The organism is Pseudomonas sp. NPDC087029 (assembly GCF_044745345.1).
In the GTDB taxonomy this organism is placed as follows: Bacteria; Pseudomonadota; Gammaproteobacteria; order Pseudomonadales; family Pseudomonadaceae; genus Aquipseudomonas; species Aquipseudomonas faucium.
The window spans coordinates 69,134-84,221 of the sequence record NZ_JBIVAB010000022.1 but is presented as its reverse complement, the minus strand read 5'-3'; the positions used below and the strand labels follow the sequence as shown (position 1 = coordinate 84,221).

Genomic DNA, 15,088 nt, shown 5'->3' with positions numbered 1-15,088 from the left:
TCAAGGAGTTTCTCGTTCCGACTACGCTGGAAGTGGGGCGCATTATAAGGGGATTCGAAAGCCCGTCAAGGCTTAATTTCAAGAAACCTTAATATCGCTGAAAAACAAAGCGGGGCGGCCAAATGGCCGCCCCGCTTCTATATAGCTACAGCAACTGCCGATCACTCAGCCTTGAGTGTCACCCGGCCAAATGCCTTCTTGCCCGCCTGGCACACATGGGTCGCACCCAGCGCGAACACGAAGTCGCGATCAACCACAGCACCGTCGACCTTGACCGCGCCGCCATTGAGCAGGTCCCGCGCCATTGCCGAGTTCTTCACCAGGCCCGCGCGATTCAGCACGGCAGCGATCGGCAAGCTTTCTGTTGCGCCAACTTCGATCTCAGGCAAGTCTTCCGGCAGCTCGCCCTCCTTCATGCGGTTACCCGCCGCGCGATGCGCATTGGCCGCAGCTTCTTCGCCATGGAAGCGCGCAACGATCTCTTCGGCCAGCTTGATCTTGATGTCACGCGGATTGGCACCATTGGCCACGTCGGCACGGAACTGCTCGATCTCTTCCATCGAACGGAAGCTCAGCAGCTCGAAGTAACGCCACATCAACGTGTCCGGGATCGACACCAGCTTGCTGTACATCACCCCGGGCGCTTCCTGGATACCCACATAGTTGCCCAGCGACTTGGACATCTTCTTCACGCCGTCCAGCCCTTCGAGCAGCGGCATGGTCACGATGTTCTGCGCTTCCTGGCCGTAGGCGCGCTGCAATTCACGCCCCATCAGCAGGTTGAACTTCTGGTCGGTACCACCCAACTCCACGTCGGCCTTCAACGCTACCGAGTCGTAGCCCTGCACCAGTGGATAGAGGAACTCGTGAATGGCAATCGGCTGATTGGTGGTGTAACGCTTGTCGAAGTCATCACGCTCGAGCATCCGCGCAACGGTGTACTGCGAAGCCAGGCGAATGAAATCGGCCGGCGTCAGCTTGTCCATCCAGGTGGAGTTGAAGGCGACCTCGGTCTTGGCCGGGTCGAGGATCTTGAACACCTGCTGTTTATAAGTCTCAGCATTGTCCAGCACCTGCTCGCGCGTCAGTGGCGGACGTGTGGTGCTCTTGCCGCTCGGGTCACCGATCATCCCGGTGAAGTCACCAATCAGGAAGATCACCTGATGCCCCAGTTCCTGGAACTGGCGCAGCTTGTTGATCAGGACCGTGTGGCCAAGGTGCAGGTCCGGCGCAGTCGGGTCGAAGCCTGCCTTGATGCGCAGAGGTTGGCCGCGCTTGAGCTTCTCCACCAGTTCCGACTCGACCAACACTTCTTCCGCACCGCGCTTGATAAGCGCCAGCTGCTCTTCAACCGACTTCATAAACAGACCCGCTAGGCTCAGATTCAAGGGGAGCCAACCATACAAGATCGGCCATCAAATACAAGTTTCGCAATGGAATGTGACCTGACCGCAGCTTTGCGGCGTCTACGCGCCCTTGCGTGAAAGTGGATTTGGTTATATTTTATACAGTTATTTCATCTTCATCATGTCATTCATCTTTTCCATATTCACTTTTCTTCAAAGTCACCTTACCTATGACCAACGAAACGCCTAAAGCGCCCCCGCTTTATCCGAAAAGCCATCTGTTGGCCGCCAGCGGCATCGCCGCTCTGCTCAGCCTGGCCCTGCTGGTATTTCCGTCCAGCGAAGTCGAAGCAAAGAAGACCACCCTCAGCCTGGAACTGGAAAGCCCGGCCGAACAACTGAAGGACGAGTCCAAGGCCGCGCCACTGGTGCAGGTCGAAGGCGGTCAAGGCACCCCCTTCGCGCAGATCGAAGGCGCCGAACCGACCACCGAACAAGCCGCTCAGGAAGCTCCCGCTGCCGAGCAGAAACCCGAAGCCAAGGACCCCAGCCATCGCGAAGTGACCGTCGCTCGCGGCGACACCCTGTCGACCCTGTTCGCCAAGGTCGGCCTGCCGACCAACGCGGTGCATGACCTGCTGGCCAGCAACAAGCAGGCCAAGCAGTTCAGCCAGCTCAAGCACGGCCAGGTGCTGCAGTTCGAACTCGACAAGGATGGCCAACTGGCGAGCCTGCACAGCAAGGTCAGCAACCTTGAAACCATTCGCCTGACCAAGACCGCCAAGGGCTACGCCTTCGATCGTGAAATCAGCAAGCCGGTGGTACGCACCGCCTACGCACACGGGGTGATCAAGAGCTCGCTGTCGGCCTCGGCCCAGCGCGCCGGGCTTTCCCACAGCATGACCATGGACATGGCCAAGGTGCTTGGCTACGACATCGACTTCGCCCAGGACATCCGCCAGGGCGACGAATTCGACGTGGTCTACGAGCAGAAGGTCATGGATGGCAAGGTGGTCGGCACCGGCAACATCCTCTCCGCGCGCTTCACCAACCGCGGCAAGACCTACACCGCCGTGCGCTATACCAACAAGCAGGGCAACACCAGCTACTACACCGCCGACGGCAACAGCCTGCGCAAGGCTTTCATCCGTACCCCGGTCGATTTCGCCCGCATCAGCTCGCGCTTCTCCGCCGGGCGCAAGCACCCGATCCTGAACAAGATCCGCGCGCACAAAGGCGTCGACTACGCCGCACCACGGGGCACGCCGATCAAGGCCGCCGGTGATGGCCGCATCGAGCTGGCCGGCCGCCGCGGGGGTTACGGCAACACCGTGATCATTGCCCACGGCAACAGCTACAAGACCCTCTACGGGCACATGCAGGGCTTTGCCAAGGGTATCAAGACCGGCAGCAGCGTGAAGCAGGGCCAGATCATCGGTTACATCGGCACCACCGGCCTGTCCACCGGCCCGCACCTGCACTACGAGTTCCAGGTGAACGGCGTGCACGTCGATCCATTGAGCCAGAAGGTGCCGATGGCCGACCCGATCGCCAAGGCCGAGCGCCAGCGTTTCCTGCAGCAGAGCCAACCCCTGATCGCCCGTATGGACCAGGAAAAGGCCACCATGCTCGCAGCGAACAAGCGCTGATCCCATGGCGCTCTACCTGGGGGTGATGTCCGGCACCAGCCTCGACGGGCTGGACATTGCACTGATCGAACAAGGCGAGCAGCCGCTACTGCTCGCCACCCATTACCTGCCCATGCCACCCGACCTGCGGCGCGACCTCCTGAGCCTGTGCAGCAGCGGCCCGGACGAGATCGCACGCGCCGCGCTGGCAGAAAACCGCTGGGCGAGCCTGGCGGCCGAGGGCATCCAGCACCTGCTGGCGCAGCAGGGCCTGGGGGCTGACGCCATCCGCGCCATTGGCAGCCATGGCCAGACCATCCGCCATGAACCTGCCCGCGGATTCACGGTGCAGATCGGTAACCCGGCCTTGCTCGCCGAGCTCACCGGTATCAGCGTGGTTGCCGACTTCCGCCGCCGCGACGTGGCAGCGGGTGGCCAGGGCGCGCCGCTGGTGCCCGCCTTCCACGAGGCGCTGTTCAGCCACCTTGGCAAGCAGCTGGCGGTGCTCAATGTCGGGGGGTTCAGCAACCTGAGCCTGATCGAGCAGGGCAAGCCGGTACACGGTTTCGACTGCGGCCCTGGCAACGTATTGCTGGACGCCTGGGTCGAGCGCAAGCGTGGCCACACCTATGACGCAGACGGTGCCTGGGCAGCCAGCGGCGTGGTACAGGCCGATTTGCTCAGTGCACTGCTGGGCGACCCGTTCTTCGCCGGCAGCGGGCCAAAAAGCACCGGCCGCGAAGTGTTCAACCTGCCCTGGCTGGACGGCCACCTCGCCCGCCTGCCCGCCTACCGGGACGAAGACGTCCAGGCCACGCTGCTGGAGTTGACCGCGCGCAGCATCATCGACGCACTGCTCAACGCCCAGTCAGGCACGCAGGCCCTGCTGGTGTGCGGCGGGGGTGCCCGCAACGGTGCGCTGATGGCGCGGCTTGCCGGGCTGCTGCCCAATGCCCAGGTCACCAGCACCGGGGAACAGGGCGTCGACCCGGACTGGGTCGAGGCCATGGCCTTTGCCTGGCTGGCCCATTGCTGCCTTGAAGGCATCGCCGCCAACCGCCCCAGCGTCACCGCAGCCAAGGGGCTACGGGTACTGGGCGCAATCTACCCGGCCTGACAGGCTACGCCACAAAGCAAAACGCCGCGCAAATGCGCGGCGTTTTCGTGTCGCCCGGCTTCAGATCGAGAAGGAGGAGCCACAGCCACAGGTAGTGGCAGCATTCGGGTTCTTGATCACGAAGCGCGAACCTTCCAGGCCTTCCTGGTAGTCCACCTCGGCGCCAGCCAGGTACTGGTAGCTCATCGGGTCAACCACCAGGGACACGCCTTCGCGCTCGACGATGGTGTCATCCTCGGCCACGTCTTCATCGAAGGTGAAGCCGTACTGGAAGCCCGAACAGCCGCCACCGGTCACGAACACGCGCAACTTCAGGCGCTCGTTGCCTTCTTCGGAAACCAGGGTCTTGACCTTTTGCGCTGCCCCTTGGGTGAATTCCAAAGCCGTGGGGGTGAAGGTTTCGACGCTCATGTAGATTCTCCCGGCGCAGTGCCGCCTTAAAACTCGATGACGCGCATTATCCGCTTCTCCGAGAAAATCGGTCAACAATTGTGCGGCTTTAGTCGCGGCAAACAAAAAGGCCCGCACGCGGCGGGCCTTTTCGATGAACCTGGGATTACGGCAGCAGGCCGGCGTGGGACAGGCCCATGCGCTCGTCCAGGCCGAACAGGATGTTCAGGTTCTGCACGGCCTGGCCGGAAGCGCCCTTGACCAGGTTGTCGATCACCGACAGCACCACCACCAAGTCACCGCCCTGTGGGCGATGAACGGCGATGCGGCAGACGTTGGCACCGCGCACGCTGCGGGTTTCCGGGTGGCTGCCCGCTGGCATCACGTCGACGAACGGCTCATCGGCATAGCGCTTCTCGAACAGCGCCTGCAGGTCGACCGAAGTATCGACGACGTTTGCGTACAGGGTGGCGTGAATGCCACGGATCATTGGCGTCAGGTGCGGCACGAAGGTCAGGCCGATGTCCTTGCCGGCAGCCAGGCGCAGGCCTTGGCTGATTTCCGGCAGGTGGCGGTGGCCCTTGACCGCATAGGCCTTCATGCTTTCGCCGGCCTCACAGAACAGCGAGCCCACGGCAGCACCGCGCCCTGCCCCGCTAACACCCGACTTGCAGTCGGCGATCAGGCGAGACGGGTCGGCCAGGCCGGCCTCGAGCAGCGGCAGGAAACCCAGCTGGGTGGCGGTCGGATAGCAACCCGGTACGGCGATCAGGCGCGCCTGGCGGATCTTCTCGCGGTTCACTTCAGGCAGGCCGTAGACCGCATCCTTGAGCAGCTCAGGCGCGCCGTGCGGCTGGCCGTACCACTTGCCCCACTCGGCGGCGTCCTGCAGGCGGAAGTCGGCGGACAGGTCGATGACCTTGGTACCGGCCGCCAGCAGCTCGCCAGCCAGGGCGTGGGCAACACCGTGCGGGGTGGCGAAGAACACCACGTCACACGCTGCCAAAGCCTTGCTGTCAGGCACGCTGAAAGCCAGGCCGTCGTAGTGGCCGCGCAGGTTCGGATACATGTCGGCGACCGCCACGCCCGCTTCGGAACGCGAAGTGATGACCGCCACTTCGGCCTGTGGATGCTGTGCCAGCAGACGCAGCAGTTCGACGCCGGTGTAACCCGTGCCGCCGACGATACCGACCTTGATCATAACGCTTGCCCCTTTATCAACGAGCCGACTGGAAAGCGCACGATAATAGGGGCGCAGGGCGCCTGTAACAACTCTTCGGGTGACCCTCCGGGCACTTGGCCTCTACTATCTGACCACCGTGAAAACCTGAAGGAACTCCCTCCATGCTCTATCTATGGATCAAAGCGCTGCACATCGTCAGCGTGGTCTGCTGGTTCGCCGGCCTGTTCTACCTGCCTCGCCTGTTCGTCTACCACGCCCAGAGCGAAGACAGCATCAGCCGCGAACGCTTCATTACCATGGAGCGCAAGCTGTACCGCGGCATCATGAACCCGGCGATGATCGCCACCTATGTATTCGGCGCCTGGATGCTGTACCTCACCCCCGGCTGGCTGAGCCAAGGCTGGCTGCATGCCAAGCTGACCCTGGTGATCCTGCTGACCGGCTACCACCACGTGTGCGGCGCCCAGCGCAAGCGCTTCGCCAGCGGCACCAATACCCGCAGCCATGTCTACTACCGCTGGTTCAACGAAGTGCCGGTGCTGTTCCTGCTGGGCATCGTGATCCTCGTGGTGGTCAAACCGTTCTGACGCACACCCTTCTGCACTGGAGCCTTGCCCATGTCTTTGCCTGCCTCGCTCGAACAACGCCTGCGCTTGCCGGTGGTCGCTGCCCCCATGTTCCTGATTTCCAACCCTGATCTGGTCCTGGCCTGCTGCGGCAACGGCATCGTCGGCAGCTTCCCTGCCCTGAACCAGCGCGACAGCGCCGGCTTCAAGGCCTGGCTCGAAGAGATCGAGGCTGGCCTGGCCCAGTTGCGTGAGCCCGCGCCCTACGCCGTCAACCTGATCGTCCACCCCACCAACCCGCGCCTGCAGGCCGACCTGGCACTGTGCGTCGAACACCGCGTGCCGATTGTCATCACCAGCCTCGGTGCGGTGAAGGAAGTGGTGGATGCGGTGCACAGCTACGGTGGCCTGGTGTTCCACGACGTGACCACCCGCCGGCATGCCGAGAAGGCCGCCGAGGCGGGCGTGGATGGGCTGATCGCCGTGGCGGCGGGCGCTGGCGGGCATGCCGGCACCTGGAGCCCGTTCGCCCTGGTGGCCGAGATCCGCCAGTTCTTCGACAAGACCTTGCTGTTGGCCGGCTGCATCAACCACGGCCACGAAATCCTCGCGGCCCAGTTGCTGGGCGCAGACCTTGCCTACATGGGCACGCGCTTCATCGCCACCCGCCAGAGCCGTGCGCAGGAGGCCTACAAGCAGATGCTGCTCGACGCCCATGCCGCGGACATCATCCATACCCCCGCGGTTTCCGGCATTCCGGCGAGTTTCCTGCGCCCGAGCCTGGAGCAGGCGGGCTACGACATGGCGGCACTAAAAGCCGGGCATGAACAGGGCAAGCTCAAGCCGCTGGACGACGAGGCGAAGGTCTGGAAGACCGTCTGGTCCGCCGGCCAGGGCGTCGGCGAAATCCATGACCTGCCCGACGCCGCCGCACTCATCCAGCGCCTGCAAGGCGAATACCGGGCAGCGCTGAACCGCAGCCAGGTATTGAGCGTCAAGGCCCTGTAGCAAAAGGCAACACCTTGCCCGGCCAAGTTGTACACTAGGCGCCCTCTTCAGCCCCCAGGAGCCTTGCATGACCCGTTACGCCATGATCACCGGTGCTTCCAGCGGCCTGGGCCTGGCCCTGGCGGAAGCCCTGGCGCGGCGCGGGCGCAACCTGATCCTGGTGGCACGCCATCGCGAGACCCTGGAGCCGGTGGCTATCGAGCTGACCCAGCGCTTCGGCGTCGAAGTGCTGTTTCGCGCCTGCGATCTGAGCCAGCCACTGCGCCTGTCAGGCTTCGTACTGGAGCTCGAAGAAGGCGAACGGCGCATCGACCTGCTGGTCAATTGCGCCGGCCAGCGCACCTACGGCCCGTTCCTGGCCCACGAATGGGCCGATGAGCAGGACCTGCTGGAGGTCAACATCCTGGCCCTGAGCCGCCTGTGCCATGCCATCGGCAACCTGATGGCGGTGCAGGGTGGCGGGCAGATCCTCAATGTCGCCGGCCTTGCGGCAGCGGCACCCGGCCCCTGGATGGCCACCTATGCGGCGAGCAAGGCCTACGTGCTGAACTTCAGCGAAGCGCTGCGCGAAGAGCTCAAGCCCACCGGCATCAAGGTTTCGGTATTGTGCCCAGGCCCGGTGCGCTCGGCGCTGCGGCGCATTCCCCGGCTCGACGGCAACAGCCGCTGCCTGAGCCCCGAGGAAGTGGCCCTGTACACCGTGCGCGCCCTGGCAAAGAACCGCGCGCTGATCATGCCGGTGCGCCGCAACCGCTGGCTGGCCTTTGCCCCACGCCTGATGCCGCGCTGGCTGGCGCGCAAGCTGGCAGGCTTCATCCACCGCCGCTACTGCCCGGTCGGCATGGAATAGCCACTGGGCGAGCGGCGCACGGCTGAGTACACTCGGCCCGACCCTCACCATGGAGCAAGTGCTGTGGACGATCTATTCCTCAAAATCATCAACCGGGAAATCCCGGCGGATATCATCTACGAAGATGACCAGATCCTGGCCTTCAAGGACATCGCCCCAGCGGCGCCGGTACACTTTCTGGTCATCCCGAAGAAACACATCCGCACCCTCAACGACCTGACCGAAGAGGACAAGGCCCTGGCCGGCCATATCCTGTTCACCGCCCAGCGCCTGGCGGTGGAGCAAGGTTGTGAAGAAGGTTTCCGCGTGGTCATGAACTGCAACCCCAAAGGCGGCCAGACCGTCTACCACATCCACATGCATGTACTCGGCCAGCGCCAGATGAACTGGCCACCGGGCTGACCCAAGGCAAGCCCCTCCCGGGCGATTGAGGTAAACTGTCGGGCATCACTTCAGTGGAGGTGCCCGATGGCCACCGAACGTCACTACTCGCCGCTCGACCGCTTGTTGCTGCAGGCCGATACCGCCATGCGCACCTTGCTGCCCTTCAGCGGCCAACCGTCCCGGCCCTCGCCGGCCATCATCCAGCCGGATGTCGAGTTGGACGAAAGCCAGACCCGCCATGTTGCCGGCCTCATGCGCATCAACCATACCGGCGAAGTCTGCGCCCAGGCGCTGTACCAGGGCCAGGCCCTGACCGCCAAGCTGCCGCAGGTGCGCAAGGCGATGGAGCATGCCGCCGAGGAAGAAGTCGACCACCTGGCCTGGTGCGAACAGCGCATCCGCCAGCTTGGCAGCCACCCAAGCGTGCTCAACCCGCTGTTCTACGGCATGTCGTTCGGCATCGGCGCACTTGCCGGGCTGGTCAGCGACAAGGTCAGCCTGGGCTTCGTCGCCGCTACCGAGCATCAGGTGTGCAAGCACCTGGACGAACACCTCGAGCAGATCCCCCAGGAAGACGAAAAATCACGGGCCATCCTCGAACAGATGCGCGTGGATGAAGAGCACCACGCCGAATCCGCCCTCGAGGCCGGCGGCTATCGCTTCCCCGCTCCGGTTCGCTTCGGCATGAGCTTGATGGCCAAGGTCATGACCAAGAGCACCTACCGCATCTAAGGGCACGCCCATGACGGACCGCATCGACGCCAAGGACCTGGCGCGCGCCGTGCAAGCCGGCATCCTCCAGCCGGGCCAGGACCAGGCCCTGCTGGACTTCCTGCGCAAGCAACCTGCCGCACGTGGCAACTTCCAGCTGGCTCACGTCGCCTTCTACTTCGGCGCCCTGTTGATCATGGGGGCCATGGGCTGGCTGCTCACCGAAGCCTGGATGCGCATTGGCGACGCCGCCCTGCTGGCCATCGCCACCCTGTACATCGCCCTCATTACCCTGTTCGCCCTGGCCCTGCAAAAGCGCCAGCAACCCATTGCTGCCGGCGTGCTGGCGGCCGTTGCAGTGAGCATCGTGCCGCTGGCCGTGTTCGCCGTCGAACGCCTGGCAGGCTGGTGGCCGCTGGACGATGCGCAAACCGACTATCACCAGTACTACACCTATGTGCAGGGTGGCTGGCTGGTGATGGAGGCGACCACGGTGCTGGCTGGCCTGATGATGCTGAGGCTGATTCCCTACCCGTTCATCGTGATGCCCATCGCCGTCGCGCTGTGGTTCATGTCGATGGACCTGAGCGAGTGGGTGTATGGCTCACCGTTCAGCTGGGAGCAGCGGCGCACGGTTTCGCTGTGGTTCGGGCTGGGATTGCTGCTGGTGTTCGTGCTGGTCGACGGCCGTACCCGCGAGGACTACGCCCATTGGGGCTACCTGGCCGGGCTGGCGGCGTTCTGGGGCGGGCTGACGATGATGGAAAGCGAGAGTGAACTGGGCAAGGCGCTGTACTGCCTGGTCAACCTTGGCTTGATGGCAATCGCCGTGCTGCTGCGCCGGCCGGTGTTCATGGTGTTTGGCGCACTGGGGGTGGCGGCCTACCTGGGCTATCTGTCTTACGAAGTGTTTGCCGAATCGCTGCTGTTCCCGGTGGTGCTGACGCTGATCGGGCTTGGCGTGATTGGCCTGGGGCTGGCATATCAGAAGCGCCGGGAGCGGTTGAGCCAGGCGGTCAGGGCTTGGCTGCCGCAATGGTTGCTGGCGGCCTTGCCGGCACTGCGTAACTGACTCATGACGCTGGGGCCGCATTTGCGGCCCCAGCTTTTCCGGTTCAACCCAGCTCTACAATCTCGTAGCCGTGGGTGATTTCCACACCAGCGCGCTCCAGCATGATCGACGCCGAGCAGTACTTCTCCGCCGACAGCTCCACCGCCCGCTTGACCTGGGCCTCTTTGAGCCCACGGCCCTTGACCACGAAGTTCATGTGGATCTTGGTAAAGACCTTCGGGTCTTCACTGGCGCGCTCGGCTTCCAGGAAGGCTTCGCAGCTTTCCACCACCTGGCGGGACTTCTTCAGGATGCTCACCACATCGAAGCTGCTGCAGCCACCCAGGCCGAGCAGGAGCATTTCCATCGGGCGCACGCCCAGGTTGCGGCCGCCAGCCTCGGGCGGGCCATCCATCACCACCACGTGGCCGCTCCCCGACTCGCCGAGGAACATCGCTTCACCGGCCCACTGGATGCGTGCCTTCATCTGTCCGTACTCCTGGAATTCGCAAAAGGGTGTCAGCTTAAGCCTTGTATGGCTGTCGGAAAAGCGCAATGCGCGTCGCATTTGTGCCGAAACATCCTGCAGTGTCTGATAAGCTGGCGCCAATTGAATGGCGCGCAGCGTCAATCAATGACTAACAAGAGCCTATGCCTCGCAACGAACAGGATTTCGTGATGGTTGCCTCAGCCCTACCCGCCAAGATCAAGAACATCGACAAGCTGCTGGTGCACTGCCAGCGCCGCCGCTACACCGCCAAGAGCAACATCATCTGCGCCGGTGATCGTGCCGAAACCTTGTCGTTCATCATCAAGGGCTCCGTGACCATCCTGATCGAAGACGACGAAGGCCACGAGATGATCATCGCCTACCTCAACAACGGCGATTTCTTCGGTGAACTCGGGCTGTTCGAACCTGCCGACAGCGACCAGCAGCGCAGCGCCTGGGTGCGGGCCAAGACCGAATGCGAAGTGGCAGAAATCAGCTACGACAAGTTTCGCGAGCTGACCCGCCATGACCCGGAAATCCTCTACGCCCTCGGCAGCCAGATGGCCCAGCGCCTGCGCAATACCACACGCAAGGTCGGCGACCTGGCGTTCTTCGATGTGACCGGCCGGGTGGCGCGCTGCCTGCTCGACCTGTGCAAGCAGCCAGATGCCATGACCCACCCGGACGGCATGCAGATCAAGATCACCCGTCAGGAAATTGGCCGCATCGTCGGTTGTTCCCGGGAAATGGTCGGCCGCGTGCTCAAGGACCTTGAAGAACGCAGCCTGGTGCAGGTCAAGGGCAAGACCATGGTGGTCTACGGCACCCGTTAATCCCTGGGCAGCGCCGCCAGGACTTCGCGGTATGCCTGGGACAGGCGCTCGAACCAGGGCGCCTGGGGCACCACTTCATGCAAGGCGATATGGCTGTCGGCGCGGCAGCGCTGCTCCAGTTCGCAACATTCGTTGAAACGGTTGACCGCCGCGACCATCGATTCGCGCTCGTTGTCCAGCAGCAGCGCGCCATGCACCAGCACCACCGGGCGCTTGCCGCCCAGCCCCTGGCGCCAGCGCTGGGCCGTACCGACCAGCTTGCGACCATTGAGGTTGACGTTGTAGCGGCCATCGCAGAAGGCGCCGTCGATTTCGCCCACCGATGCCACGCCACCCCACTCGCGCAACACATCGCACAGCGGCAGGCACAGGCGCTCGTAGGCGTTTTCGATGCGGCCATGGTCGCCTTCGCTGCGCGGGGCGACATAGACCAGGGCCACGTTCACCGTCGAATGCGACTGCGGTACCGGCTCACCGCCGGTTTCGCGCAACAGCACCGGCCAGCCGGCAATTGCCAGCTCCGCGCAAGCGGCTTCGAAGTTTTCCAGCCGGCTCATGCGCCGGGGCATCACCAGGGCGTGGTCGGTTGGCCGCCAGAACAGCACGCCGCAATCCTGCTCGCCGCGGCATACGGCGGCCAACAGTTCCTGTTCGGCATGCAGGCCTTGTTCGACGGTGAGGGCCAGGGGTTGATCGATCATTGATCCACCTTTCATGTTGTTTTCCCTGGCCTCTTCGCGGGGAAAGCCCGCTCCCACAGGTTCTTGCTGCACTCAGGAACTGGAGTGTCATTGTGGGAGCGGGCTTGCCCCGCGAAGAGGCCAGAACAGACAGACAAAAAAGCCGGCATAAAGCCGGCTTCGTTTCAATCAGTCCAGTTGCTGAACGGTCTTCTTCACCTGCTCGGGGAAGAACAACCGCTGCAGCTCCAGCCCAGGCTGTTCGGCCCGCATGAATGCCTCGCCGACCAGGAACGAGTAGACCTCGTTGATTTCCATCAGCTCCACATCGGCGCGGTTGAAAATGCCGCTCTCGGTAATGGCCAGACGGTCACGCGGAATGCGCGGCAGCAGGTCGAGGGTGGTCTCCAGGCTGACGTCGAAGGTATGCAGGTTGCGGTTGTTGACCCCCACCAGCGGCGTATCGAGGGTTTTCAACGCGCGGTCCAGCTCATCGCCGTCATGCACTTCGACCAGCACGTCCAGGCCGACGTCCTTGGCGGTGGCGGCCAGCTCGGCCATCTTCACGTCATCCAGCGCCGACACGATCAGCAGCACGCAATCGGCGCCCAGGGCACGGGCCTCAACGATCTGGTACGGGTCGACCATGAAGTCCTTGCGGATCACCGGCAGCGAAACCGCGGCGCGGGCCTGCTGCAGGTATTCATCGGCGCCCTGGAAGTAATCCACGTCGGTCAGCACTGACAGGCAAGTCGCGCCGCCCTTTTCATAGCTAACGGCAATTTCCGCAGGCACGAAGTGCTCGCGGATTACCCCTTTGCTCGGCGAAGCCTTCTTGATTTCGGCAATGACCGCCGGCTGCTTGCGCTTGGCCTGTTCGATCAGCGCATTGGCGAAACCGCGCGGCGCATCGGCAGCCTTGGCCAGGCGCTCCAGTTCGGCAAGGCTGACGCGGGCGCTGCGCTCGGCCACTTCCTGGAATTTACGGGCAATGATCCTTTCCAGCACCGTCGGCACACTCATGCTTCGTTCTCCACCTTGAATACCGCCGTGAAGGCTCCCAATTCCTGCAGCTTCTCCCAGGCCAGGCCGGTGTGCAGGACGTCGTGGGCCAGTTCCACACCCGACTTGAGGCTCATGGCGTGGTCAGCGGCATACAGCGCCGCGCCCGCGTTGAGCACGATCATCTCGGCCGCTTTCTGGCCGTTTTCGGTCTTGCGCCGGCCCAGGGCATCGCGGATCAACTCCAGCGACGCCTGCGGGCTCTCGACGGCCAGGCCGTGCAGGCTCTGGCTCTTCATGCCGAGGTCTTCAGGCTCGACCCAGTATTCGCTGATCTGGTCATTTTTCAGTTCGGCGACGAAGGTCGGCGCGGCCAGGCTGAACTCGTCCAGGCCGTCCTTGGAGTGCACCACCAGCACGTGCTTGCTGCCCAGGCGCTGCAGCACCTCGGCCAGCGGGCGGCACAGCGCCTGGGTGAACACGCCCACCACCTGGTGCTTCACACCGGCCGGATTCGTAAGCGGGCCAAGCATGTTGAACAAGGTGCGCAGGCCCAGGTCGCGACGCGGGCCGGCGGCGTACTTCATGGCGCTGTGATGGCTTTGCGCGAACATGAAGCCGATGCCGAGGCTGTCGATGCAACGCGCAACCTGGGTTGGCGTCAGGTTCAGGTAGATGCCGGCGGCTTCCAGCAGGTCGGCGCTGCCGCTCTTGCCGGACACGGCGCGGTTGCCATGCTTGGCGACCGGGCAACCCGCTGCCGCCAGAACGAACGACGAGGCGGTGGAAACGTTGAAGATGTTGGCGCCGTCACCGCCGGTACCGACGATATCGACCACGCCATCGAGGTTTTTCAGCTCGACCTTGTCGGCCAGCTCGCGCATCACCGAGACAGCACCGACGATCTCGTCGATGCTCTCGCTCTTCATGCGCATGCCCATCAGGAAGGCGCCGATCTGCGCTTCGCTGCACTGGCCGGTCATGATCTGGCGCATGACGCCGCGCATTTCCTCGGTGCTCAGGTCCAGGTGGCCGACGATACGGCTCAACGCGCTCTTGATATCCATGTTCGATCCTTAGCGGCGGCCGCCGGTCTGCTTGAGGAAGTTGGCGAACAGCTCGTGGCCCTGCTCGGTGAGGATGGACTCGGGGTGGAACTGCACCCCTTCGATATTCAGCGTCTTGTGGCGCAGGCCCATGATCTCGTCGACCGAGCCGTCATCGTGGGCGGTCCAGGCGGTCACTTCCAGGCAGTCGGGCAGCGTCTCGCGCTTGACCACCAGCGAATGGTAGCGGGTCACCGTCAGCGGGTTGTTGAGGCCGGCGAACACGCCGAGGTCGCGGTGCTGCACCGGGCTGGTCTTGCCATGCATCACCTGGCGCGCACGCACCACGTCACCGCCAAAGGCCTGGCCGATGGACTGATGGCCAAGGCACACGCCCAGGATCGGCAGCTTGCCGGCAAAATGCAGGATGGCCTCGATGGAAACACCCGCTTCGCTGGGTGTGCACGGGCCTGGGGAGACGACGATGCGCTCGGGGTTGAGGGCTTCGATCTGGGCGATGGTCATTTCATCGTTGCGAATGACCTTCACCTCGGCACCCAGCTCGCCCAGGTACTGGACGACGTTGTAGGTGAATGAGTCGTAGTTGTCGATCATCAGTAACATCGGTTGAACCTCTTGAATCTACTGACTTTGAATTCGAACCTTCCCCGGCCACGCACGTGGGCAGTGGATGTTTAAGCAAACGGGAAGGTAAACGGGGGCGGGCCGGACGGGCCGGCAGGAGATAAAGTCAGGCGCGCCAACGCCAACGGGCGTGGGCCTTGATTACGCGCATCAAGAGT

17 protein-coding genes are annotated in these 15,088 nt (G+C 63.5%); 9 read left to right on the top strand and 8 right to left on the bottom strand.

The window, feature by feature from the left end:
* Positions 1–161: 161 nt before the first annotated feature.
* Complete coding sequence (gene tyrS / locus ACIPG5_RS24190; RefSeq protein WP_176515986.1) at positions 162–1,361, bottom strand: tyrosine--tRNA ligase; 1,200 nt, start codon at positions 1,359–1,361, stop codon at positions 162–164.
* 215 nt (positions 1,362–1,576) lie between these two features.
* On the opposite strand from tyrS, the gene ACIPG5_RS24185 reads away from it, so the two are divergent.
* The gene (locus tag ACIPG5_RS24185; protein ID WP_286915552.1) at positions 1,577–2,995 is read left to right on the top strand and encodes a peptidoglycan DD-metalloendopeptidase family protein; all 1,419 of its coding nucleotides are present in this window, start codon (positions 1,577–1,579) and stop codon (positions 2,993–2,995) included.
* A gap of 4 nt (positions 2,996–2,999) precedes the next feature.
* Positions 3,000–4,091 carry an anhydro-N-acetylmuramic acid kinase gene (locus tag ACIPG5_RS24180; RefSeq protein ID WP_401378591.1) on the top strand — a complete coding sequence of 364 codons (1,092 nt, stop codon included), beginning with the start codon at positions 3,000–3,002 and terminating at the stop codon, positions 4,089–4,091.
* Positions 4,092–4,151: 60 nt separating this feature from the next.
* On the opposite strand, the gene erpA is transcribed toward ACIPG5_RS24180, so the two are convergent.
* Entirely contained in the window at positions 4,152–4,502 is a 351-nt protein-coding gene (erpA, locus tag ACIPG5_RS24175; protein ID WP_176515990.1) for an iron-sulfur cluster insertion protein ErpA, read from the bottom strand.
* Positions 4,503–4,647: 145 nt separating this feature from the next.
* Entirely contained in the window at positions 4,648–5,682 is a 1,035-nt protein-coding gene (gene argC, locus ACIPG5_RS24170; RefSeq protein WP_012270224.1) for an N-acetyl-gamma-glutamyl-phosphate reductase, read from the bottom strand.
* A 143-nt stretch (positions 5,683–5,825) separates the two neighbouring features.
* Between argC and hemJ the strand changes: the two genes are divergently transcribed.
* The 6 genes from hemJ (at position 5,826) to ACIPG5_RS24140 (ending at position 10,255) form a co-directional block, all read left to right on the top strand.
* On the top strand, positions 5,826–6,251 hold the full coding sequence (gene hemJ, locus ACIPG5_RS24165) for a protoporphyrinogen oxidase HemJ (protein WP_176515994.1): 426 nt from the start codon (positions 5,826–5,828) through the stop codon (positions 6,249–6,251).
* A gap of 30 nt (positions 6,252–6,281) precedes the next feature.
* On the top strand, positions 6,282–7,238 hold the full coding sequence (locus ACIPG5_RS24160; protein WP_401378589.1) for an NAD(P)H-dependent flavin oxidoreductase: 957 nt from the start codon (positions 6,282–6,284) through the stop codon (positions 7,236–7,238).
* A gap of 67 nt (positions 7,239–7,305) precedes the next feature.
* Entirely contained in the window at positions 7,306–8,088 is a 783-nt protein-coding gene (locus ACIPG5_RS24155) for an SDR family oxidoreductase (RefSeq protein WP_176515998.1), read from the top strand.
* A 63-nt stretch (positions 8,089–8,151) separates the two neighbouring features.
* Positions 8,152–8,490 carry a histidine triad nucleotide-binding protein gene (locus ACIPG5_RS24150; RefSeq protein ID WP_003255518.1) on the top strand — a complete coding sequence of 113 codons (339 nt, stop codon included), beginning with the start codon at positions 8,152–8,154 and terminating at the stop codon, positions 8,488–8,490.
* Between the two features lie 66 nt (positions 8,491–8,556).
* Positions 8,557–9,204, top strand: a complete 648-nt coding sequence (gene coq7 / locus ACIPG5_RS24145) for a 2-polyprenyl-3-methyl-6-methoxy-1,4-benzoquinone monooxygenase (RefSeq protein WP_176516000.1) — start codon at positions 8,557–8,559, stop codon at positions 9,202–9,204.
* Between the two features lie 10 nt (positions 9,205–9,214).
* On the top strand, positions 9,215–10,255 hold the full coding sequence (locus ACIPG5_RS24140; RefSeq protein ID WP_401378586.1) for a DUF2157 domain-containing protein: 1,041 nt from the start codon (positions 9,215–9,217) through the stop codon (positions 10,253–10,255).
* A 43-nt stretch (positions 10,256–10,298) separates the two neighbouring features.
* Here ACIPG5_RS24140 and ACIPG5_RS24135 read toward each other — a convergent pair whose 3' ends face one another.
* The gene (locus ACIPG5_RS24135; protein WP_401378584.1) at positions 10,299–10,721 is read right to left on the bottom strand and encodes an OsmC family protein; all 423 of its coding nucleotides are present in this window, start codon (positions 10,719–10,721) and stop codon (positions 10,299–10,301) included.
* Positions 10,722–10,912: 191 nt separating this feature from the next.
* Here ACIPG5_RS24135 and crp point away from each other — a divergent pair, with 191 nt between their 5' ends.
* The gene (gene crp, locus ACIPG5_RS24130; protein ID WP_236238104.1) at positions 10,913–11,557 is read left to right on the top strand and encodes a cAMP-activated global transcriptional regulator CRP; all 645 of its coding nucleotides are present in this window, start codon (positions 10,913–10,915) and stop codon (positions 11,555–11,557) included.
* Here crp and ACIPG5_RS24125 read toward each other — a convergent pair.
* The 4 genes from ACIPG5_RS24125 to ACIPG5_RS24110 form a co-directional block, all read right to left on the bottom strand.
* Positions 11,554–12,258 carry a biotin/lipoate A/B protein ligase family protein gene (locus tag ACIPG5_RS24125; protein WP_401378582.1) on the bottom strand — a complete coding sequence of 235 codons (705 nt, stop codon included), beginning with the start codon at positions 12,256–12,258 and terminating at the stop codon, positions 11,554–11,556. The two genes, crp and ACIPG5_RS24125, sit on opposite strands and share 4 nt — an antisense overlap.
* Positions 12,259–12,426: 168 nt before the next feature.
* Entirely contained in the window at positions 12,427–13,260 is an 834-nt protein-coding gene (gene trpC / locus ACIPG5_RS24120) for an indole-3-glycerol phosphate synthase TrpC (RefSeq protein ID WP_176516008.1), read from the bottom strand.
* The gene (trpD, locus tag ACIPG5_RS24115; RefSeq protein WP_176516010.1) at positions 13,257–14,306 is read right to left on the bottom strand and encodes an anthranilate phosphoribosyltransferase; all 1,050 of its coding nucleotides are present in this window, start codon (positions 14,304–14,306) and stop codon (positions 13,257–13,259) included. The genes trpC and trpD overlap by 4 nt, the downstream gene beginning before the upstream one ends.
* A gap of 9 nt (positions 14,307–14,315) precedes the next feature.
* A complete protein-coding gene (locus ACIPG5_RS24110) occupies positions 14,316–14,909 on the bottom strand; it encodes an aminodeoxychorismate/anthranilate synthase component II (protein WP_176516013.1) in 594 nt (197 codons plus the stop codon).
* Positions 14,910–15,088 lie beyond the last annotated feature (179 nt).